Annotated in this window: 16 protein-coding genes and 3 pseudogenes; 11 read left to right on the top strand and 8 right to left on the bottom strand. The window is 46.2% G+C overall.

What is annotated here, in order from left to right; genetic code table 11:
* Positions 1 to 126: a transposase domain-containing protein gene (locus ACN0T0_RS19455; protein ID WP_417228400.1), complete on the top strand. Its 126-nt coding sequence runs from the start codon at positions 1 to 3 to the stop codon at positions 124 to 126.
* 255 nt (positions 127 to 381) lie between these two features.
* On the opposite strand, the gene ACN0T0_RS19450 is transcribed toward ACN0T0_RS19455, so the two are convergent.
* From ACN0T0_RS19450 to yegD, 4 genes are all read right to left on the bottom strand, one after another.
* Complete coding sequence (locus ACN0T0_RS19450) at positions 382 to 651, bottom strand: Txe/YoeB family addiction module toxin (protein WP_417228399.1); 270 nt, start codon at positions 649 to 651, stop codon at positions 382 to 384.
* Complete coding sequence (locus tag ACN0T0_RS19445; protein ID WP_417228398.1) at positions 632 to 904, bottom strand: type II toxin-antitoxin system Phd/YefM family antitoxin; 273 nt, start codon at positions 902 to 904, stop codon at positions 632 to 634. The genes ACN0T0_RS19450 and ACN0T0_RS19445 overlap by 20 nt, the downstream gene beginning before the upstream one ends.
* Before the next feature lie 690 nt (positions 905 to 1,594).
* Complete coding sequence (locus tag ACN0T0_RS19440) at positions 1,595 to 2,689, bottom strand: DcaP family trimeric outer membrane transporter (RefSeq protein WP_417228397.1); 1,095 nt, start codon at positions 2,687 to 2,689, stop codon at positions 1,595 to 1,597.
* A 1,161-nt stretch (positions 2,690 to 3,850) separates the two neighbouring features.
* Positions 3,851 to 5,203 (bottom strand): molecular chaperone, encoded by a 1,353-nt coding sequence (gene yegD / locus ACN0T0_RS19435; RefSeq protein ID WP_417228396.1) that lies wholly within the window; start codon positions 5,201 to 5,203, stop codon positions 3,851 to 3,853.
* 408 nt (positions 5,204 to 5,611) lie between these two features.
* Between yegD and ACN0T0_RS19430 the strand changes: the two are divergent.
* Together ACN0T0_RS19430 and traN are read left to right on the top strand one after the other, a co-directional pair.
* Positions 5,612 to 5,998 (top strand): annotated as a pseudogene (locus ACN0T0_RS19430) (conjugal transfer protein TraN); the annotation flags it as partial.
* A 2-nt stretch (positions 5,999 to 6,000) separates the two neighbouring features.
* A pseudogene (traN, locus tag ACN0T0_RS19425) lies at positions 6,001 to 6,372 on the top strand (conjugal transfer protein TraN); the annotation flags it as partial.
* A gap of 107 nt (positions 6,373 to 6,479) precedes the next feature.
* Here the strand turns inward: traN and ACN0T0_RS19420 are convergent.
* From ACN0T0_RS19420 to ACN0T0_RS19410, 3 genes and pseudogenes are all read right to left on the bottom strand, one after another.
* Positions 6,480 to 7,796 (bottom strand): type II toxin-antitoxin system HipA family toxin, encoded by a 1,317-nt coding sequence (locus ACN0T0_RS19420; RefSeq protein ID WP_417228395.1) that lies wholly within the window; start codon positions 7,794 to 7,796, stop codon positions 6,480 to 6,482.
* The gene (locus ACN0T0_RS19415) at positions 7,790 to 8,113 is read right to left on the bottom strand and encodes a helix-turn-helix transcriptional regulator (protein WP_417228394.1); all 324 of its coding nucleotides are present in this window, start codon (positions 8,111 to 8,113) and stop codon (positions 7,790 to 7,792) included. Before ACN0T0_RS19415 ends, ACN0T0_RS19420 begins: the two co-directional genes overlap by 7 nt.
* A gap of 211 nt (positions 8,114 to 8,324) precedes the next feature.
* Positions 8,325 to 8,721 (bottom strand): annotated as a pseudogene (locus ACN0T0_RS19410) (hypothetical protein); the annotation flags it as partial.
* Here ACN0T0_RS19410 and ACN0T0_RS19405 point away from each other — a divergent pair.
* On the top strand, positions 8,698 to 8,919 hold the full coding sequence (locus ACN0T0_RS19405) for a DDE-type integrase/transposase/recombinase (protein ID WP_417228393.1): 222 nt from the start codon (positions 8,698 to 8,700) through the stop codon (positions 8,917 to 8,919). The pseudogene ACN0T0_RS19410 and the gene ACN0T0_RS19405 sit on opposite strands and share 24 nt — an antisense overlap.
* Positions 8,920 to 9,157: 238 nt before the next feature.
* Here the strand turns inward: ACN0T0_RS19405 and ACN0T0_RS19400 are convergent, their stop codons facing one another.
* Positions 9,158 to 9,796 (bottom strand): response regulator, encoded by a 639-nt coding sequence (locus ACN0T0_RS19400; RefSeq protein WP_417228392.1) that lies wholly within the window; start codon positions 9,794 to 9,796, stop codon positions 9,158 to 9,160.
* A gap of 276 nt (positions 9,797 to 10,072) precedes the next feature.
* On the opposite strand from ACN0T0_RS19400, the gene ACN0T0_RS19395 reads away from it, so the two are divergent.
* The 7 genes from ACN0T0_RS19395 to ACN0T0_RS19365 all read left to right on the top strand — a co-directional run bounded on the left by ACN0T0_RS19395 (position 10,073) and on the right by ACN0T0_RS19365 (position 17,118).
* Positions 10,073 to 11,236: an ABC transporter ATP-binding protein gene (locus tag ACN0T0_RS19395; RefSeq protein ID WP_417228391.1), complete on the top strand. Its 1,164-nt coding sequence runs from the start codon at positions 10,073 to 10,075 to the stop codon at positions 11,234 to 11,236.
* Positions 11,217 to 12,164, top strand: a complete 948-nt coding sequence (locus tag ACN0T0_RS19390) for a carbohydrate ABC transporter permease (protein ID WP_417228390.1) — start codon at positions 11,217 to 11,219, stop codon at positions 12,162 to 12,164. Before ACN0T0_RS19395 ends, ACN0T0_RS19390 begins: the two co-directional genes overlap by 20 nt.
* Positions 12,161 to 12,994: a carbohydrate ABC transporter permease gene (locus ACN0T0_RS19385; RefSeq protein ID WP_417228389.1), complete on the top strand. Its 834-nt coding sequence runs from the start codon at positions 12,161 to 12,163 to the stop codon at positions 12,992 to 12,994. Before ACN0T0_RS19390 ends, ACN0T0_RS19385 begins: the two co-directional genes overlap by 4 nt.
* Before the next feature lie 59 nt (positions 12,995 to 13,053).
* Positions 13,054 to 14,316: an ABC transporter substrate-binding protein gene (locus ACN0T0_RS19380; RefSeq protein ID WP_417228388.1), complete on the top strand. Its 1,263-nt coding sequence runs from the start codon at positions 13,054 to 13,056 to the stop codon at positions 14,314 to 14,316.
* 92 nt (positions 14,317 to 14,408) lie between these two features.
* On the top strand, positions 14,409 to 15,218 hold the full coding sequence (locus tag ACN0T0_RS19375; protein ID WP_417228387.1) for a phosphodiesterase: 810 nt from the start codon (positions 14,409 to 14,411) through the stop codon (positions 15,216 to 15,218).
* On the top strand, positions 15,215 to 16,363 hold the full coding sequence (locus ACN0T0_RS19370; RefSeq protein WP_417228386.1) for a phosphonoacetaldehyde reductase: 1,149 nt from the start codon (positions 15,215 to 15,217) through the stop codon (positions 16,361 to 16,363). Before ACN0T0_RS19375 ends, ACN0T0_RS19370 begins: the two co-directional genes overlap by 4 nt.
* Positions 16,360 to 17,118: an HAD-IIA family hydrolase gene (locus ACN0T0_RS19365; protein WP_417228385.1), complete on the top strand. Its 759-nt coding sequence runs from the start codon at positions 16,360 to 16,362 to the stop codon at positions 17,116 to 17,118. Before ACN0T0_RS19370 ends, ACN0T0_RS19365 begins: the two co-directional genes overlap by 4 nt.
* The last annotated feature ends 21 nt before the right edge of the window (positions 17,119 to 17,139 follow it).

The following is a 17,139-nucleotide window of genomic DNA, read 5'->3' as shown; positions in this document are numbered from 1 at the left end:
ATCGACCCAAAGGCTTACCTGACAGCCGTGCTAAAACGGATCAACAATACCAAGACCACAGATATTGAAAGTCTGCTACCTTGGAATATCAATCTCAATGACTCTCAGGTAACCGAAGCGATTTAAGGTGTGAGCAGTCTACGCTTACGCGAGCAGCGCCCCATTGTGATTAACCTTGGTTAGGATAACCAACCTATTTCGGCGCGAGGGCACGCCTCCTACAACAAACATCACTTTCGTGGAAAGATATAACACCGAGGGGCATTCACATCGTGATGAGATGCCACTACAGGTAGAGCTCACAAGTGACTGCAGTCGGCTAAATTACTTGCTGTACTCCTAATTTAGCAGTGAGCGTGGCGTTAAATTGCTCAAGCGAATTCAGAGATCTTCGTAGTGGCCTCCGATGGCAAAAATATATATTGAATGATCGTCAAATTTATAAATTAATCTATCCTTTTGCGACATTCTCTTCGACCAGAATCTTGTTAAATTATGCCGTAGCTGTTCAGGTTTACCTATTCCTTGGCTTAGGTCCCCTCGAAGCATTTCTTTTAGTAATTTACATAGGGTTTTGTGTAGCTTCTTATCTTTTTCTCTTAGCGCTTCGTAGGTTTCCCACGTATTCCCTTCAAATACCAGTGATCTCATTTAATTCCTCACTGGTTGGTGTGTAGCCGTTGCCTTTTTCGTGTGTTGCCATACCTTGGGCGATCTGCTTCATTAAGCTGTTATTTTGTAGTACGTAGAGGGTTTCCTGTTCTCTTTCCCAGTCTTCGGCGCTCATAACGACAAATGCTTCCCCGGCTCTACGTGTAACCTTTATAGGGGCGTGATCATTAACTACCTGTTCTACATAGGTTTTTAATTTATCTCTAAACTGGTTTACGCTTACTGTATCCATAATGCTCACCAAGTGTACGGTAATTCGGTACAAGTCTAGTCAATAAGCCTTAGCAAAGCAATTTACCGCATCTCCACGGCGTTGTTTGTTTTATGCTATTGAGCTACGCCGGCAAAAAAACAATGCTACGGCCGGTGGTAACAGTATTATACGGAGTAAGCGTGACCGAAGCGGTCTTTAGAGAGTTACTTCAGGCTGCATAGTTATGTCGCACTTCGGAGTTGAGTTCGCGGATGAGTTTGATAAGAGCATACGTTTTTCCGTGAACGGGTAATGGCGCCGGAAAAAAGACGATCGAAAATATAATTTATTTAACAAGTAAAACCATCCGACGCATACTACGCGGCAGCTTTGAGCATCATAGCTGTCAGATATGTCCTACAGTCTTTTGCCTAAGAGAAAACTGCGGCGACAACCGACTAAACAAACATTACCGCTGGTGAAGCAGAGGATAACGCTACAAATACTAGGATTACAACCAGACTATTATACTGAGCCTTGGCAATAAGGTAGAGAAGGGTATTGAGTTCGTGCTTTAGTGAATCTGAGTCATGCAGCCTATCTAACGAAAGAAGAGCCACTATCCGGAAGGGGGCGGATAATGGCTCTATCTACTAAGTCCTTAGCAGCCGTTAATCAATAGCGGCATGGTGTCTGACGTGGACTCGTTATTCAGACGCCATCGTGGGCTTAGAACAGGTAACGGGCAGAGAATTGAATGCGGTTCAAGCCGTTATCAGAAGAGCCATCAGCGAAGTCAAGATTTGTGCGCTGTACTTCAGCGCCAAAACGTACTCGCTTATTAAGGTCCCAAAGTACATTGGCATGCAGAGATTGAGTGCCGTCTAAGGTCGTTGCAGTGATAATATTAGCGTCCGCTTGAGTGGCAGAATACATCAACGTCGAACGTACATCTTTGTTCCAAAGGTGGCGGTAAGCTAGCGAAGCGCCAAAAGAATTAACGGTGTCAAAAGTGCTGCCTGAACCTTCTGTTGCTGGGTGTATAAGACCCATATAGCGACCCAAAGCACCACCATTTAACTGCATCCGAATATCATCGGTTTTACCAATCTTAACTTTACTGGTTAAGCTGACAGCTGCTGCTGTTTCGGTGTCTCCAGTTGAGCTTTTTAACTGACGTAGCATCATCGCCGCAGAGCCGTGAAAGCCATCGCTGTTATAGTCATAGCGCGCGATCAGGTCAGGCATAGAACCAGTGTCTGTGGTGCCTGTTTGTGGGTTTTCTGCCGCCAGCATTACTTTACTGTTACCGAATGGCATCGTATAGCGTACTTGCGCTTGTCGAACAAAAATGGTGCTTTTATGTTGGCCAAAGTCAATAATCTCACCTAAGTGAGCTAGATCCATGAACGTTGTCCAAGTTTGACCCATGAGAAGGCCATCCATTTCACCATAGGCATGACGCAGACGCAGGCCGTGTGAGTTAGAAACGATTTCATTACCCCCACTACCGTAAAAGTCCCCTTCGATATGTGTTTTTAGCGTTGAGCCATTGATCAATGTAGATGTTTTCAACCAGAAACGCGACTCACGTGCGCTCATATCTAGGTTGTCGTCATCATCACTATTACCGTTTCTTAGATCAGATATCTTAACGATAGTGCCGTTACCGGTATATTCAAAGTTATTGTAACTCGCATCAAATTTGACATACCCACCAATGTTGAAATCGGTATCACCTGCTTTGAATTCAGCAGCATAGAGTGACGAAGTAAGCGACGCAGCACTCATAGCTACAACTAGTAGGGATTTTCTTATTTTCATACATATTCCTATCATCGATTAGAAAACCGATTTCAATTTGTTTTATTTTTAGAATATAGTTTCGCTAGGCGAACTAGAATGTATTTATACAGAAACTAGATATCGCATGCAATGGTATTGTTTTCATTTTTATATTATTTTGAGATGTTAACTGATTATTGGCGGGTAAAGACTCTCGATAATTGGTTGCAATCGTGACGGGCGCGGTGCTGTTCTTCGATGACGTAACGTCGGTCAGTCTAGAAGTCATCGCTCAGTTTTCGTTGAGTACCCTCGGCGATGAGGATGGAGCTATTTAAAGTGCTCAGAGGGAGGGCATACGCTGCAGGAGTGATTCTGGTACTGACAAGTTAACGCGCATCGGGTAACAATCTTCTTATAGAAAAACTAACTTGCTACTACAAACGCCACCGACTCCCAGCTGAAATCATCTAATGCGCGATATGGTTGTACTACTGACTCAATCTTAGCCATCGAGACATTGAAGATTTGCTTGCTGACTGAGGTATTGATGTCAGCTATGAGTTCATTCGTTTGTGGTGCATTAAATTCGGCCCCATATACTCCAGGCGATTGATGCGTAAGTACCTGATACATTCTACATTGACGAAGTTTTCGTGAAGATGGGTGGAAAACAGCACTGTCTGCGGCGAGCAGTAAATCAGGATGGTGAAGTGGTGGCGTATTCTTACAGGAACGTCGGCACGGTAAGGCGGCCAAGCGGTTCTTTAGACGACTACTGTAGAGCCACACTGGTGAGCCGGGGACAATAGTAACGGATAAGTTGCGAAGTTATGGTGTTGCTCATCGAGAATTGATCCTTGAGACGATTCACTACATGCCCACAACAGAGCAGAGCTGCCACATCAACTGCCTCGGATGAGAGAGCGGGTAATGGGGCGGATCAAGTCACCCCGGCCGGCTCAGTATTTTGTCAGTGTCCACGCTGCTGTTCACAAGGTGTTCAATCTCGGGGGATCTTGTTGCGGCTAGGCACTTCCGAAACCTCAGGAGAAGTGCGTTTGTATGTCGAAAGGATGCAGGGCCTAACAGCAGAGCAGGGAGTTTGGCTTTCGTTGAGACGTTAATTTGTCAGTACTAGGGTTGGGGGCGTCAGTCCCATTTCCCTAGTTAAAAAACAATCAAATTTGAAAATAGCGTTCATTTGAAACATAAATCCGCCCATCGAGCCAACCCTTCAGTAACAGAGCTTAGATAGTTTCCACTAGCAATAGGTGTATTGGGAAGCACCGACTTAACAGTCTCTCGCACAATAGGAGAACGCGATGAACCGCCTGTTATATACACCACATCCGGAGTGACTTCTCCTTGCAGCAATATCTCTTTAATTAAACTTTTAATCTGACGCATTGGCTCAGCAATTGATTTTTCCATCTGCTCAGAGAATATTGGAATATCAATCTTCTCAGAGAGTAAATCGATGTTTGCTGTATACTCAGATTGGTCTGAAAGTGCAATTTTTGCCTTTTCAGCCTCCCCGACAACCATGTGACCTAACGTTTTTTGATGCAACTGAATAAGCCTTTGTATCTTTTCTGGATACATAGCTTCTGCACGGAGCCGCTTCAATATTTCTAAATTCTCATACGAATAAAATTTGCGTTGTGCGTTGACATCATTCGTTGCAACAGCCTCCCAAAAAAACATCGTAGGCATTGCTTTACCTGACTTATAATTTGTTTCCTTACCAAACTCAGGCATGAATCGCTGAAACGCTATAGACATATCTAAATTGTTACCACCCACAGATTTTCCTGCATGTGCTAAAAGCGTCTCGGGGCGGTCTTTTTTTGTTAGCCACTTCGGCCCCATACGTATCATGGAACAGTCAGAGGTACCCCCGCCAATATCAACGACGAGTACATTCTTCTCTGTAGTTAGGGTTGACTCAAAATCCAAACCCGCTGCTACAGGTTCAAATTGAAACTCAATATGCTTAAATCCAGCCCTAGAAGCGGCGCTATACAATATTCCTTCAGCCTGAATATTAGATTTTTCACCACCCAGAGTATTAAAAACCACAGGTCTACCTATTACCGTTTCGGTGATTTCTCGACCTAAATACGCTTCTGCTCTGCTTTTGATGTTAGCCATCATGGCACAAACGATATCTTCAAATAATGCTAGTTGGGGTTCTCGTAATTGTAGCGTTCCTAAAAAGGACTTCGGTGACTTTACGTAGTAGACGTAATCCGGGTCTTCTAGGTATAGATTTAAAGCCTGTTTGCCAAAAAGTACATCATCTAATCTAACGTCCAAACCTTCGGCACGGTTGTCTGACATCGCACGGCTGAGAACGGCTTCACCGGCACCACTCGACGGTGCAATATTTAAGCAACGAAAAAGATACTCTGATACCGCTGCACGAGTTGGAGCGCACAATGCTGATAGAATAAACGTTTCGTTCTCTGATAAAGGAATCGTTTGAACATGACCATTCACAACATGCGCAACTGAACAATTAGATGTTCCAAAATCAAAGCCAATAGCCATTATTCACTCTCAATACTGTATCTTTATTCACAGATTCATTTTAATTTATTTGTGTACGTTCATTCACTAAGACAACCGCTGTGAATGAGATAGTCTAAAAATCTATACTTTTCTTATCATTTCAAATGCTTAATGTTGAAACAGGATGCTCCCTAGGCGATCAGCGGGTAACGATGAACATAGATGATAAAGTCTTTACTAATAGGTGGGTGACATGCTCAGGCTCGAAGATTAAAAGTGAATTGTCTCATGGGAAGGGCTTATTCGCATCTTCCTTAGAAGCCGTACCTTACTTGGAATTCCGCAATAAGCCAATCTGCTGCGATGTTTTTTAGTTCGTCGTGTTTTGTGCCCCTCGATCACCCAGTGAACAAACGCATGGTCGCGATTTTATAAAGTCCACAGATCACTGTGGTCAATGGTGTTTCAGTTTGTGAATCCTACTTTGCCCCAAGCCCAGTGGCTGGCATATCGCCTTTGTGTCGGCGTGTTCAAGTGAGTGTGGATGATAAAAGCTATACGGGTGATGAAAATGAGGCGTGCCAAGTGCTTGAAGCGAATCCTTCCTGTGGCTTCGTGTTGTCAGAATGTGCCGAAACCAACGATAAAGGTGAATGCATTCGTTTTACCGGTACCTATGACTGTGGATTGCAAACCAACGATCCAAAGTGTGTGGTATCCAATCTTATGCCGAGTAGTTTTGATGCCTGTGAGCCTACTCAGACGATTACGCCATTTACTGAAACCAAGCATGTACCTGATTACCAGATGTGCGAAAAGATCAGCACGTTTACTCTGCCTGTGTTGAGAAACGGCAGTCATATTGCTGCTTTACTTTGCCGCTTTCACGGATCATTCAGGAACAAGTGCGTCCGCAACTTGGTCTTGGCTGGGGCAGTGCGAAGCCTCCAAACTGTGAAGGTTTGACCGCGAGTCAGTTAATAAACCAGATGGATTGGAGCAAAGTCAATCTGGATGAATGAATAGGTATCTTGTCGATAACAGGAAACCTACCCGAAATACCGTCCCTGGATCTGGAAAGACTCAGTACGCTAAACGTTGATGGAAATCGTCAGAGTGCCGCAGACAGAGCCATTGAACGGCTAAACGGAATGGATGCCCAGGAACTGCGTCAGGATGCGACGGAAGAAACTTTGGGGAATAATTGATTTGATAATTCACCGTATCCGTGTGTGTTAAATTGTTGTTTGGTTCGGGATGTCCTGAAATCAGAGACCATCCTTTTTGCTCACAGGAATAGTCACTTTACTACTAACTAAATATCGAGCCGCAAGTTTTCTTGTATTTCATCTATCAGTGTTTTTGGTACATCCCATTCCTCAGCAAGCTGACGCCAAGTTGATACGTGCTCAATCGTTGCATCAATAATATTGTCGATCTTTTTCTTGTTAAAAACAGGGCTAAGTTTCTCTAAACTATAGAAATCACTTCGTGTAAAGTTATCTCTTTTACCATTCAAGCTCATCCAATGGCTGTTCACCCATTTGCTGCCTGGTTTATAGCTATAAGCTAAATCATAAGCTGGTGCGAGAGACCATTTGTCTTTTTTCAGAATAAAGGCAAAGTTCTTTGAGTGGTCGTCATGATTTCGAGCAATGATATTGAACGTCATGCGCTTGAATAGCTGCTCAGCTTCAACAGCAGAAAGCTTCAACTGTCTGGCAATGCCAAATAACTCTGCGTAAGAAAATGACCCCGGCTTTTTATAATCAACGTGGGCAAGCCCGTTTAGCGTTTGTACGTGTACCTTGCTGTTTTTAATTCGATCAAACCGTTGTGTAATAAAGTGGCGTCGATTGCCTTCATGGAGTAAGCGGCATGGCATCATATCGACACCGCATTTGTTAGCCATTAAATGATAAACAAACTCCATTGCTCCATAGCCTAACGGGTCACCGAAGGTTTCTTGATTTTTGTTATGTTCACTAACGCCGTCAAATTTCATCAAATAATGAGTAAAACCACTTGGCGCTTTAGCTTGGCCGGAGCGAACTTGAGTAAAATCTTCATTAAATGCTAATACGGCTTTCGGTCGTGCTCCTCCCGCACTCATGCCAACAGATAATAAAGACATCATTGCCTCTCTATCGTCTTGGTCATTTTGTTTGAGTTCTACTTCAAAATTACCTCGTGAATCTAAGATTTCTTGTGCAATTGAAACGAGCGACTGGATTTCTACTTGTTGTGAAGCATTTAAACTTCGTAACTTTGTAGCTGGCGCATACTCAAGAGCTCCCATGCCTCGCTTTCCCGTATATTGGAGGCGTTGCAGTGGTGTAATGTCACTCGGTGAACGACCTTGACCTGCAACCCATGCGTTGAGAACTGCGTTACCAAAATCATCAGGTAAGGAGTCAGCTATTAAACCTGGTAGTCCTTTAAAGGTATTGAAATCCAGTTCGGGAAAGCTATAAATGCGGTTCGATAATGGCATTTTGATCGGGGACAGCTCGACACCTTTTTTTGTGAAGCCTGGATCATATTCAAATGACCCAAGTCCCTTTTTAGTGTCAAAACTCACTGCGCCAACAGCATCGTCTTGGTATGTTATTGTAATGACTTCCATTACCATTCTAGTGTTTCCTCATCTTTGTTACTGCGCTGGCCTGAGGCTCTCTGCCTTTTCTTTCCTTGTAGTTTGGCCAGCTGTAAGGGCGAAATTTCTTGTTTAGGGAGAAATAGATCAATCTGCTGCGTGAGGTCTAATGCCATTAATATAGCAATCATGATGTCGAGCTGAACTTTTCCCTTTTCTGCATTCAAAACCGTTTTGCGGGCAATGCCAGCAAGCTCGGCAACTTCAGATTGTGTTAGGTCTCGATTTAGTCGAGCTTGCTTCAATCTGTCGCCGATCTCTTCTGCTAATGCTGTAGCTGTCACGTCTTTCACTATAAAGCCCTATTTTGGTTACACTACGTGAGTTATTCTTACTTAATGTTCTTAATTTAGGACTTTAGGGTGATATTGTCAAGTGGTGCTTTCAGTGTCCTTCTTTGGTTACATTAAGTGGATTTTAAGCTGTTAGAGTAACCATTTTTGGACTTTATGTGGTTTTCAAGAGACCCCTTCGAGAGGGGCTGGTTGATGGGAGCCTAGCTGGCTAGTTGGAGGGAGTATCTGTTTCTTCTTCAGTGATATCGTCATCGGTTGAAGGCACCGCTTGTTCAACTTCTGCTTCTTTACCCTTAGCTTGAGCAGGTTTTCGTGCTCGAATTTCGATATCAATAATGCGTCGAGCAAGTTTGATAATGCGCTGTTGCCATGCGTAGTTGCCATCTACACGTTGTTTGTTGCTAAGCACGCTGGATAACACAGAGTGTGTCCATTGAGATCATCAACGCATCGAGTTTGCGAACTAAGCCGACAAACTGGCCAACCTGAGGCGAGCTGATTCTGGCATTGAAGGTAATCGGGTCGGTGTAGTCAGGTACTTCATCGATGCCGTTGGACTCCATCAGTTTGTCCAAACGAGTTTGTTCGCTGTCTACCGCCTTAGATATCGGGACGGCAAGACGGCTAAGCGGTTCTTTAGACGGTTACTGCAAAGCCACGTTAGTGATTTGAGGAAAATAGTAACGGATAAATTGCGAAGTTATGGTGTTGCTCATCGAGAATTGATCTTTGAGACGATTACCACTACACGGGATAGTTTGCCCACAATAGAGCAGAGCTGTCACATCAACTGCCCCAGATGAGAGAGCGGGTAATGCGGCGGATCAAGTCACCTAGGCTGGCTCAGCATTTTGTCAGTGTCCACGCTGCTGTTTACAACCTGTTCAATCTCGGGCGGCATTTTGTTGTGGCTAAGTACATCCGAAATCTTAGGATAAACGGGGATTCATATAATAAGTGCGACATGTTTGGCTAAAGGTCGTGGGTTGATACTCTTCAGAAGGTCTTCCTGTCGGGTGCTATTTAATCGTAGTCGCGCTGTCATTGAACTTGCAAAAGCGCTAGCTTCGCCGCTAATGCCGCTCGATTCTCTAATTGTGTGGTACGCAAAATACTACTTACTTGATTCTTAATGGTTTGTAGAGCAAAGCCAGTTTCATTCGCAATCTCTTGATTGCTCAGGCCTGCACTCAAGAGTGTAGCGATGCGTTGCTGGGTGTGATTGAGTTTGTCGAACAATGGAAAAACCTTGGCGGGGCTCGCGGATAAAGTAGGGGCCACACTGCCTAATAATAACTGCTGTGGAATATACACCCCGCCAGAGATGACCAAATCTAAAGCCTTAGCCATCACCTCATTGCTGGTCGATTTAGGGATATAACCAGAGGCACCGTTTTGCATTGCCGCGGCAACAATCTCAGGGGTTTCTGCCGATGAGATAATCACCACGGCGGTGCCGGGAAACTGCTGTTTAAGTTGAATTAACCCCTCCACACCGGTAGCTCCGGGTAGGTAAAGATCTAATAACACTAGTTCTACTTCATGATCACCGGCCAGCGCGGTCATGGCCGCGGGTAAAGAGGCCACCTCAGCGATCTGCCAAGTGGCATTGAGTGCCGAAATAATCTCTTTTAGCCCCTTTCGAATCAGTTCGTGATCATCTGCCAGAAGAATTTTCATAAATAGGTTACTCAATTAATTTCAAATCTAGGTACACCGCCAAAGTACTAAAGTACCTCGCTGCTGTGACAGTGACGTTGCAATAAGTCTTTTAAGTCATACACCTGCAATCGAATTGTTATTTAGCGAGTACTTAAAAGGCTCTGTTACTCGGTACTCGAGTACTTGATTTTTATGTAGGTACTTGAAAAATAAAGATTTTATTATAACAAAACAGTCACAATTGCCTTCTATTATCCTCAGCCATTAGCAACATTTGAAAACGAGGCACAGGTTTTGGCTGAAATTGCGATACGCAAACTGAACAAGTCGTTCGGTGAAACACAGATTCTGGATCAGATCGATCTAACGGTCAGGGACGGTGAGTTTATGACCCTAGTTGGCCCATCCGGATGTGGTAAATCGACATTGCTGCGCATTATTGCCGGTTTAGAGTCCCAGACGAATGGCCAGATCAATATCAGCGGACAGCCGGTGGATCAGCTGCGACCGAAAGATCGTAACCTGTCTATGGTGTTTCAGTCCTATGCGTTATACCCACATCTTACGGTTAAAGAGAATATTGCCACCCCTATTCGTATGCGCAGCTATCGCTGGTATCAACGTCTGCCGCTATTAGCGCAGCTGTTACCCGGTGCGGCTGAACGGCAAGCCGGTATTGATAGCAAGGTGGCCGCGGTGGCTGAGTTATTACAGATAGAACACTTATTAGATCGCCGTCCGGGTGAGCTTTCCGGTGGCCAGCGGCAGCGTGTGGCATTGGGCCGCGCAATGGTAAGAGATCCCGCGGCCTTTCTGATGGATGAACCTCTCTCCAATCTGGATGCCAAGTTACGTGTTCATATGCGTACTGAAATCGCTCAGCTACATAAGCAGCTCGGTACGACATTTATCTATGTCACCCATGATCAGGCCGAAGCGATGACGATGTCAGACCGAATCGCTCTGATGATGGATGGCGAGCTGTTGCAGGTGGCGACCCCAGAGGAGATCTACCGTAACCCAGTGGATGTGCGGGTGGCGGAATTTATTGGCAGCCCCAAAATCAATCTACTGCCAGGGGAGGTCAACAATGCTGGTCGTGTGGTGGTTTGTGGATGCCCTCTGCGTGTTGCCACTTTGCCTGGACTGGCAAACATCAGGGTAGGGGTGCGCCCCGAGAACGCTACTGTTTGTCGCGCCGAGCAGGGTGATATTCAGGGACGGCTGATCTATTTAGAGAACATGGGCGCTGAGTTTTTTGCCCATATCACGATCGATACTCTCGCCGAGCCGATGCTGGTGCGTTGCGATGTTGAACAAGGGCAGCAATTGCTCTTGGGGGCCACCGTTGGTATCCGTATTAAACCGAAACATACCCTAGTGTTTGATCAACAGGGCCGTCGGGTTGTCTCAGAAAAAGTCGCTGCGGAGGTGCATCATGAATCTGTCACAGCCTGAAACATCGCCGAGTTTGCCTCGCCGTCCTCGCCGCTGGCGTCTCTATCGAGGAGCCGAACAATATGAACGCTTGCTAGGTTGGTTTCTCTCGCTGCCCGCCGCTGGGCTTATGTTGCTGTTTCTGATCGGACCGATTGCTGCGGTATTGCTGCTCTCCTTTACGGATTGGCAACTGGGCATGAGTGCTTTTGAATGGATTGGCTTGGATAACTATGCTGAGCTGTTTAGCGATTCGACCTTCTGGCAATCGTTAAAAAATACCATGATCTATGTTGCCATCGTGGTGCCCGGTTCTGTTTTTCTAGGATTGGGGGCTGCCATGCTGATCGAAGCAGGTAAGCAGGGTAAATCGTTTTATAGGGCGGTCTATTTTTTACCGGTAATGGCTACGCTTATCGCTATGTCGATTGTCTGGCAGGTGATACTTCATCCTGATTTTGGGTTATTGAACCTGATACTAAAAGAGCTTGGCATCACTGGACCTAACTGGTTACAAGACGGTGACTTGGTGCTGTATGTGCTCTGCGGAATTGGTATTTGGCAGCAAGTGGGATTCAATTTAGTGCTGTTCCTCTCCGGCTTAATGACCATCCCATCACATCTTTATGAGGCTGCTGAGATGGATGGAGCAAGCTCTGCATGGGATCGTTTTCGGCTGGTCACCTGGCCACTGCTCGGCCCGATCACTCTATTTGTTGTGGTGATCACTTCTAGCAAGGCATTTCAGGTGTTTGATACGGTGCAGGTGTTAACGAAAGGGGGCCCTAATAAAGCCTCGGAAGTGTTGCTATACACCATGTATACCGAAGCATTTGAGTATTTTCGCACTAGTTATGCTGCGGCCATCACCGTCGTTTTCCTATTCTTTGTGCTGCTGCTAACCCTGCTTAAAACCCGTTTCCTTGAACGTAAGGTGCACTACTCATGAATCGTCAACCTTCCTTGTTGTTTCGTTTGTTCCGGCATTTAGTGCTTATGAGTGGAGCGGTGGTCATGCTGATGCCGTTTATCTGGATGTTGCTGACTTCGGTTAAGCCACCAGATGAGATTTTTAGTTCAGAGCTGACATTGTGGCCACAACACTGGTATTTCATTGAAAACTATAGCGAAGCTCTGACGCGTATACCATTAATGAAGTTTTTGCTAAACGGTATTGTGGTCACCGTGGCTATCTTTTTATGCCAAGTCAGCATCGCCGTGCCAGTGGCATATGCCTTAGCAAAGTTGCGTTTTAAAGGAAAGAAAACCCTGTTTGCGGCGGTGCTGTTTTGTTTGCTTATTCCACCACAGGCGGTCTCTATTCCGTGGTATCTGCTGATGTATCAGTTTGGTTGGCTCGATAGCTATATGGCGTTAATCGCGCCGTTTAGTATCTCGGTATTCGGCATATTCTTGATGCGGCAGTTTTTTATGACCATTCCTAATGACCTGATTTATGCCGCTCGTATGGATGGTTTTAGTGAGCTAGCCATTGTTTGGAAAGTCATGCTGCCTACAGCGATGCCAGCGTTGGTGTCATTCGGCATCTTCTCGGTCGTGGCTCACTGGAACGATTATTTCTGGCCACTCATCGTGCTGAACTCACCGGATTATTACACTCCACCGCTTGGTTTGGTGAATTTTAGGAATGACGATACCGGCAACGATTATGGCCCATTGATGGCCGCGGCCACCATCGTTATCACCCCGCTGGTCGCCGCATTTTTATTGGCTCAAAAACGTTTTATCGAGGGCATCACGCTCTCGGGCATGAAATAAATATCGACTAAAAAAGCATCCATTAAACAGTCTCTTTATATCTATTTAGGAATATAACAATGACACGTAAATCTCTTCAGCGCTTAATCGCGGCCTGTACGCTAACCCTTACCGGCAGCACCTTTGCCGCCACCGAACTGGTAGTGCAATATCCCTATGGCGGTACCTTTAAAGAAACCTTTGCCGAGATAAAAACCGGATTTGAAACCCAATATCCCGATATTAAACTGAATTTTCGGGCTCCTTATGAAAACTACGAAGACGCCACCCAAAAGGTAATGCGTGAGGCGATCACCAAGCGTTTGCCCGATATCTCATTTCAGGGCCTCAACCGAGTCAGACCTCTCGTCGATCGAGATATTGCGGTTTCATTAGAGCCTTTTATTGCCAAAGAGCAGGGCTTTGATAAAGAGGGCTATCACAAGGCGATGCTGGATATAGGCACTTACAATAATGAAGTCTATGGTCTGCCATTTGCCGTGTCTCTGCCGATCGCTTATTACAATATGGATTTAGTACGGCAAGCGGGTTGGGATGAACATAACCTGCCGAAAACCTGGGATGAGGTGATTCAGTTAGCGCAGGAAATCGATGCCCTGGGTGATGATGTCACTGGGATGGTTTATGGCTGGCAGATCACTGGCAACTGGTTATGGCAAGCACCGGTATTCTCGCAAGGTGGTTCGATGCTGAGCGCCGATGAAAAAACCGTGAGCTTTGGTGGAGAAGAGGGACAGTGGGCATTAGAGACCTTCGCCCGCTTCTTTAAAGAGGGCGGCATGAAAAATTACTCTAGCGCAGATGGCCGACAGTCTTTTATTTCGGGTAAAGCCGGTATTTGGTTCTGGTCAACCTCGAACGTGACCAAAGCTGAACAGCTTATTGGTGACAAATTTGAGATGAAAACGAATTCCTTTCCCAGCGTGAAATCGGAAGGCAGCCTGCCAGCTGGGGGCAACGCCATCGTCATGTTAACCAAAGATGCAGCCAAACAGGATGCTGCCTGGAAATTTATCAAGTATTCAACATCGGGTAAGGGGGCAGCCATCGTAGCGCAAACCACCGGTTATATGCCGCCAAACAAGAAAGCCAATGAGGAGTATCTTACCGATTTTTATCGTAACCACCCCAACCATTACACTGCAGTGAAACAACTGCCATTAATGACCGATTGGTATGCTTTTCCCGGCAAAAACGGTCTGAAGATTACCCAGATTATTCATGATCATATGCAATCGATCGCCAGCGGCGACCGGGTGAATGAGTCTGGCGCGGTGCTTAACGATATGGTTACCGACGTTCAAAAATATTTGCCGCGTTAATAACATTATTCATCGAGCCGCCATCCTTTTAGGGTGTGCGGCATCGCCTCACCGAGCTTCCGGCTCAGGTATACAGATAACGAGAATATACCATGAAACTGATCCACCTAACCGATACACATTTAACATTGCCGGGACTGGCATTGTATGGCTCCTTTCCTGCCGAACGGTTACGAGCCTGTATCGCCTCTATTAATGCTGACCATGCCGATGCTGATCTCTGTGTGATTACCGGTGATTTAGCCCACGCCGGTGAGCCAGAAGCTTATGCTGAGTTCGCAGAGATTATTGCCGAGCTGAAAGTGCCTGTGCAATTAGTGGTGGGTAATCATGACCATCGTGGCCGCCTCGCGGCACAGTTCCCAACGCTGCAACAGGATGAACATGGGTTTGTGCAATCGGTTATCCATAACAATAGTGGCAGTTTTATCTTTATGGATTCGGTTAAAGAGGGCACCCATGCCGGTGCCTATTGCGAGAAACGGCAGCATTGGCTGGCGCAGCAATTGGCACAAGCAAGTGGCGATGTTTACCTGTTTATGCACCATGCCCCCTTTAAAACAGGCATTAAACCGATGGATAAAATCGGTCTCGATCAGCAAGATGCTGCCAACTTACAAAGCTTGTTACATCACCATGGCCGGGTAAAACACCTCTTCTTTGGCCATTACCATCGGCCTATGCATGGCTCTTGGGCGGGTATCGGCTTTTCGACACTGAGAGGCTTAAACCATCAAGTGGTATTGGATTTTCAGGAGGAAGATCAATACCTGTTCAACCATGAACCGCCGGCCTATGCGATCGTCTTTATCGATGACGACAATGTGGTTGTTCATAATCATGATTTTCTAGATCCATCAACACCGTTTAATGCCTTAACCGAGCCGGAGTGGAATGCATGAAAACAGTGGCATCAAAGTCTTGGCAGTTTGCTAACCCGGTGCGTATTCAGTGCGCTAATGGCGCTATCGATCAATTATCAAACCTCATTAATGGGCGGCCCTATATTCTGGTTACCTATGCTGAGCCGGTGTTTCAACAGTGGGCTGAGCGTATTGCGCGGCAGGCACAGCCATTAATGGTGATCGATTCTATCCGTGCTAACCCCGATTTAGATGATATTAAGCTGCAGTGCGAGGCGCTGGCTAGCTTAACCCAAGCGCCGCAGCTGGTTATCGCTTTAGGCGGTGGATCGGTGCTTGATACAGCGAAGGCCTTAGCCGCTTCGCGGGGAGACTTCGCCCATTTTCATCAAGGCCTGCTCGAAGCGGAAGATGTCACCGCAAGCTGGCCGATTATTGCGCTCCCCACCACGGCGGGTACCGGCTCTGAAGTGACCTGTTGGGGGACCATTTGGCATAGACGTAGCGGTAAAAAATATTCGGTGAAAGGGCCGTCACTCTATCCAGAATGGGCAGTGATCGACCCCGAGCTTAGCTTAAATCTACCCTTCGAACTGACTCGGCAAACCGGTTTGGATGCCCTCAGCCATGCGTTAGAAAGTATCTGGAATGTTAATCGAAATCCGGTCAGCAATACTTTTGCCATTAAAGCCGCTAATACAATTCTTAATGTATTACCTAAACTATTAGATGATCTGACTAACCGTGACTTACGGCGGCAGATGGCCGAAGCGGCACTCTTGGCGGGGTTAGCGTTTTCTAATACTCAAACAGCCATTGCTCATGCATTATCCTATCCGCTGACATTGAAATATGACGTGCCCCACGGGATTGCATGTTCATTTACTCTGCCGCAGATTTTAACCGCTTCAAGCGGTATTCATCCTGATGTCGATCAGGTGCTGATGACTATTTTTGGCAATCTCAATACCGCCGAAGCGACCTTAAGTGCGTGGCTGAAGCGGCTAGGAGTTGCTACTGATCCAGAGCACTATGGTGTTGATCCTGTACGTTGGCCCGGTTTGGTGAATGAGGCGTGTTATAACCCTCGGGGACAAAACTGGAACGGTGATGCCAGCGCTTTAGAACTGTTATTAATTCGTCATGCGCAACAAACGGATCAACCACAAGGGTTATCTCGATGAAGCCATTTAGTGCGTTAATCGCCGAATCTGATGCGGTATTGGTTGATATGGATGGTTGCCTGATTGCCGGTCAGCAGGTGTTACCCGGCGCAGCCGACTTGATTGAACAGGCGGCGGATAAGTTCTGGTTAGTGTCGAATAATTCCAGTCATAGTGCCGTTGAACTCAGTCGTCGCTTAGTAGAGTTAGGGTTGCCGATTGCACCACAGCAGATGTTGTTAGCCGGAGAGGCGGTGCTAGCCGAGGCTTATCAGTGCTATCCGGCGCAGGGGGCGATGTTGCTCGCCCGTCAAGCACTAAGAACCTATGCTGCTAGTTTAGGCATTATTGAAGATGATGAGCAGCCAGCGGTGATTGTATTAACCCGTGATACTGATCTTTGTTATCAGCGTTTAAGCTTAGCCATTAAGCACCTCAGTCGTGGTGTGCCCTTATTAGTGGCCAACCCGGATTTTTCACACCCCGACCCCGACGGTGATCCGGTGCCTGAAACCGGCAGCTTACTGGCTTTATTAATCAGCATTATTCCGCAACTGCAATATCGAGTGATGGGCAAACCCGAAGCGGGGTTGTTTCAGATGGCACTGGCCAAAGCCAACGCAGATCCGCATAACTGCGTTATGATTGGCGATAACCCTCGCACTGATCGTGATGGTGCCGAAGCGCTGGGTATTCGGGCGTTTTTAGTGGGTCAACATCCCGAGGCGGACGCCATCAATTTGAACGCCTTACTCGACAAAACCTTGAGCCATTAGCGGGCAGGGGGATTAGCCTAT

This window comes from Amphritea sp. (assembly GCF_048266285.1).
In the GTDB taxonomy this organism is placed as follows: domain Bacteria; phylum Pseudomonadota; class Gammaproteobacteria; order Pseudomonadales; family Balneatricaceae; genus Amphritea.
Note: the sequence above shows the minus strand (reverse complement) of the source record. Positions and strands in the feature narration are given on the sequence as shown.

Excerpts from the sequence above, each read along its gene's own strand:
- ACN0T0_RS19450 (WP_417228399.1), bottom strand. The coding sequence starts at position 651 with ATGAGATCACTGGTATTTGAAGGGAATACGTGGGAAACCTACGAAGCG.
- ACN0T0_RS19445 (WP_417228398.1), bottom strand. The coding sequence starts at position 904 with ATGGATACAGTAAGCGTAAACCAGTTTAGAGATAAATTAAAAACCTAT.
- ACN0T0_RS19440 (WP_417228397.1), bottom strand. The coding sequence starts at position 2,689 with ATGAAAATAAGAAAATCCCTACTAGTTGTAGCTATGAGTGCTGCGTCG.
- yegD (WP_417228396.1), bottom strand. The coding sequence starts at position 5,203 with ATGGCTATTGGCTTTGATTTTGGAACATCTAATTGTTCAGTTGCGCAT.
- ACN0T0_RS19420 (WP_417228395.1), bottom strand. The coding sequence starts at position 7,796 with ATGGTAATGGAAGTCATTACAATAACATACCAAGACGATGCTGTTGGC.
- ACN0T0_RS19400 (WP_417228392.1), bottom strand. The coding sequence starts at position 9,796 with ATGAAAATTCTTCTGGCAGATGATCACGAACTGATTCGAAAGGGGCTA.
- ACN0T0_RS19390 (WP_417228390.1), top strand. The coding sequence starts at position 11,217 with ATGAATCTGTCACAGCCTGAAACATCGCCGAGTTTGCCTCGCCGTCCT.
- ACN0T0_RS19385 (WP_417228389.1), top strand. The coding sequence starts at position 12,161 with ATGAATCGTCAACCTTCCTTGTTGTTTCGTTTGTTCCGGCATTTAGTG.
- ACN0T0_RS19380 (WP_417228388.1), top strand. The coding sequence starts at position 13,054 with ATGACACGTAAATCTCTTCAGCGCTTAATCGCGGCCTGTACGCTAACC.
- ACN0T0_RS19375 (WP_417228387.1), top strand. The coding sequence starts at position 14,409 with ATGAAACTGATCCACCTAACCGATACACATTTAACATTGCCGGGACTG.
- ACN0T0_RS19370 (WP_417228386.1), top strand. The coding sequence starts at position 15,215 with ATGAAAACAGTGGCATCAAAGTCTTGGCAGTTTGCTAACCCGGTGCGT.
- ACN0T0_RS19365 (WP_417228385.1), top strand. The coding sequence starts at position 16,360 with ATGAAGCCATTTAGTGCGTTAATCGCCGAATCTGATGCGGTATTGGTT.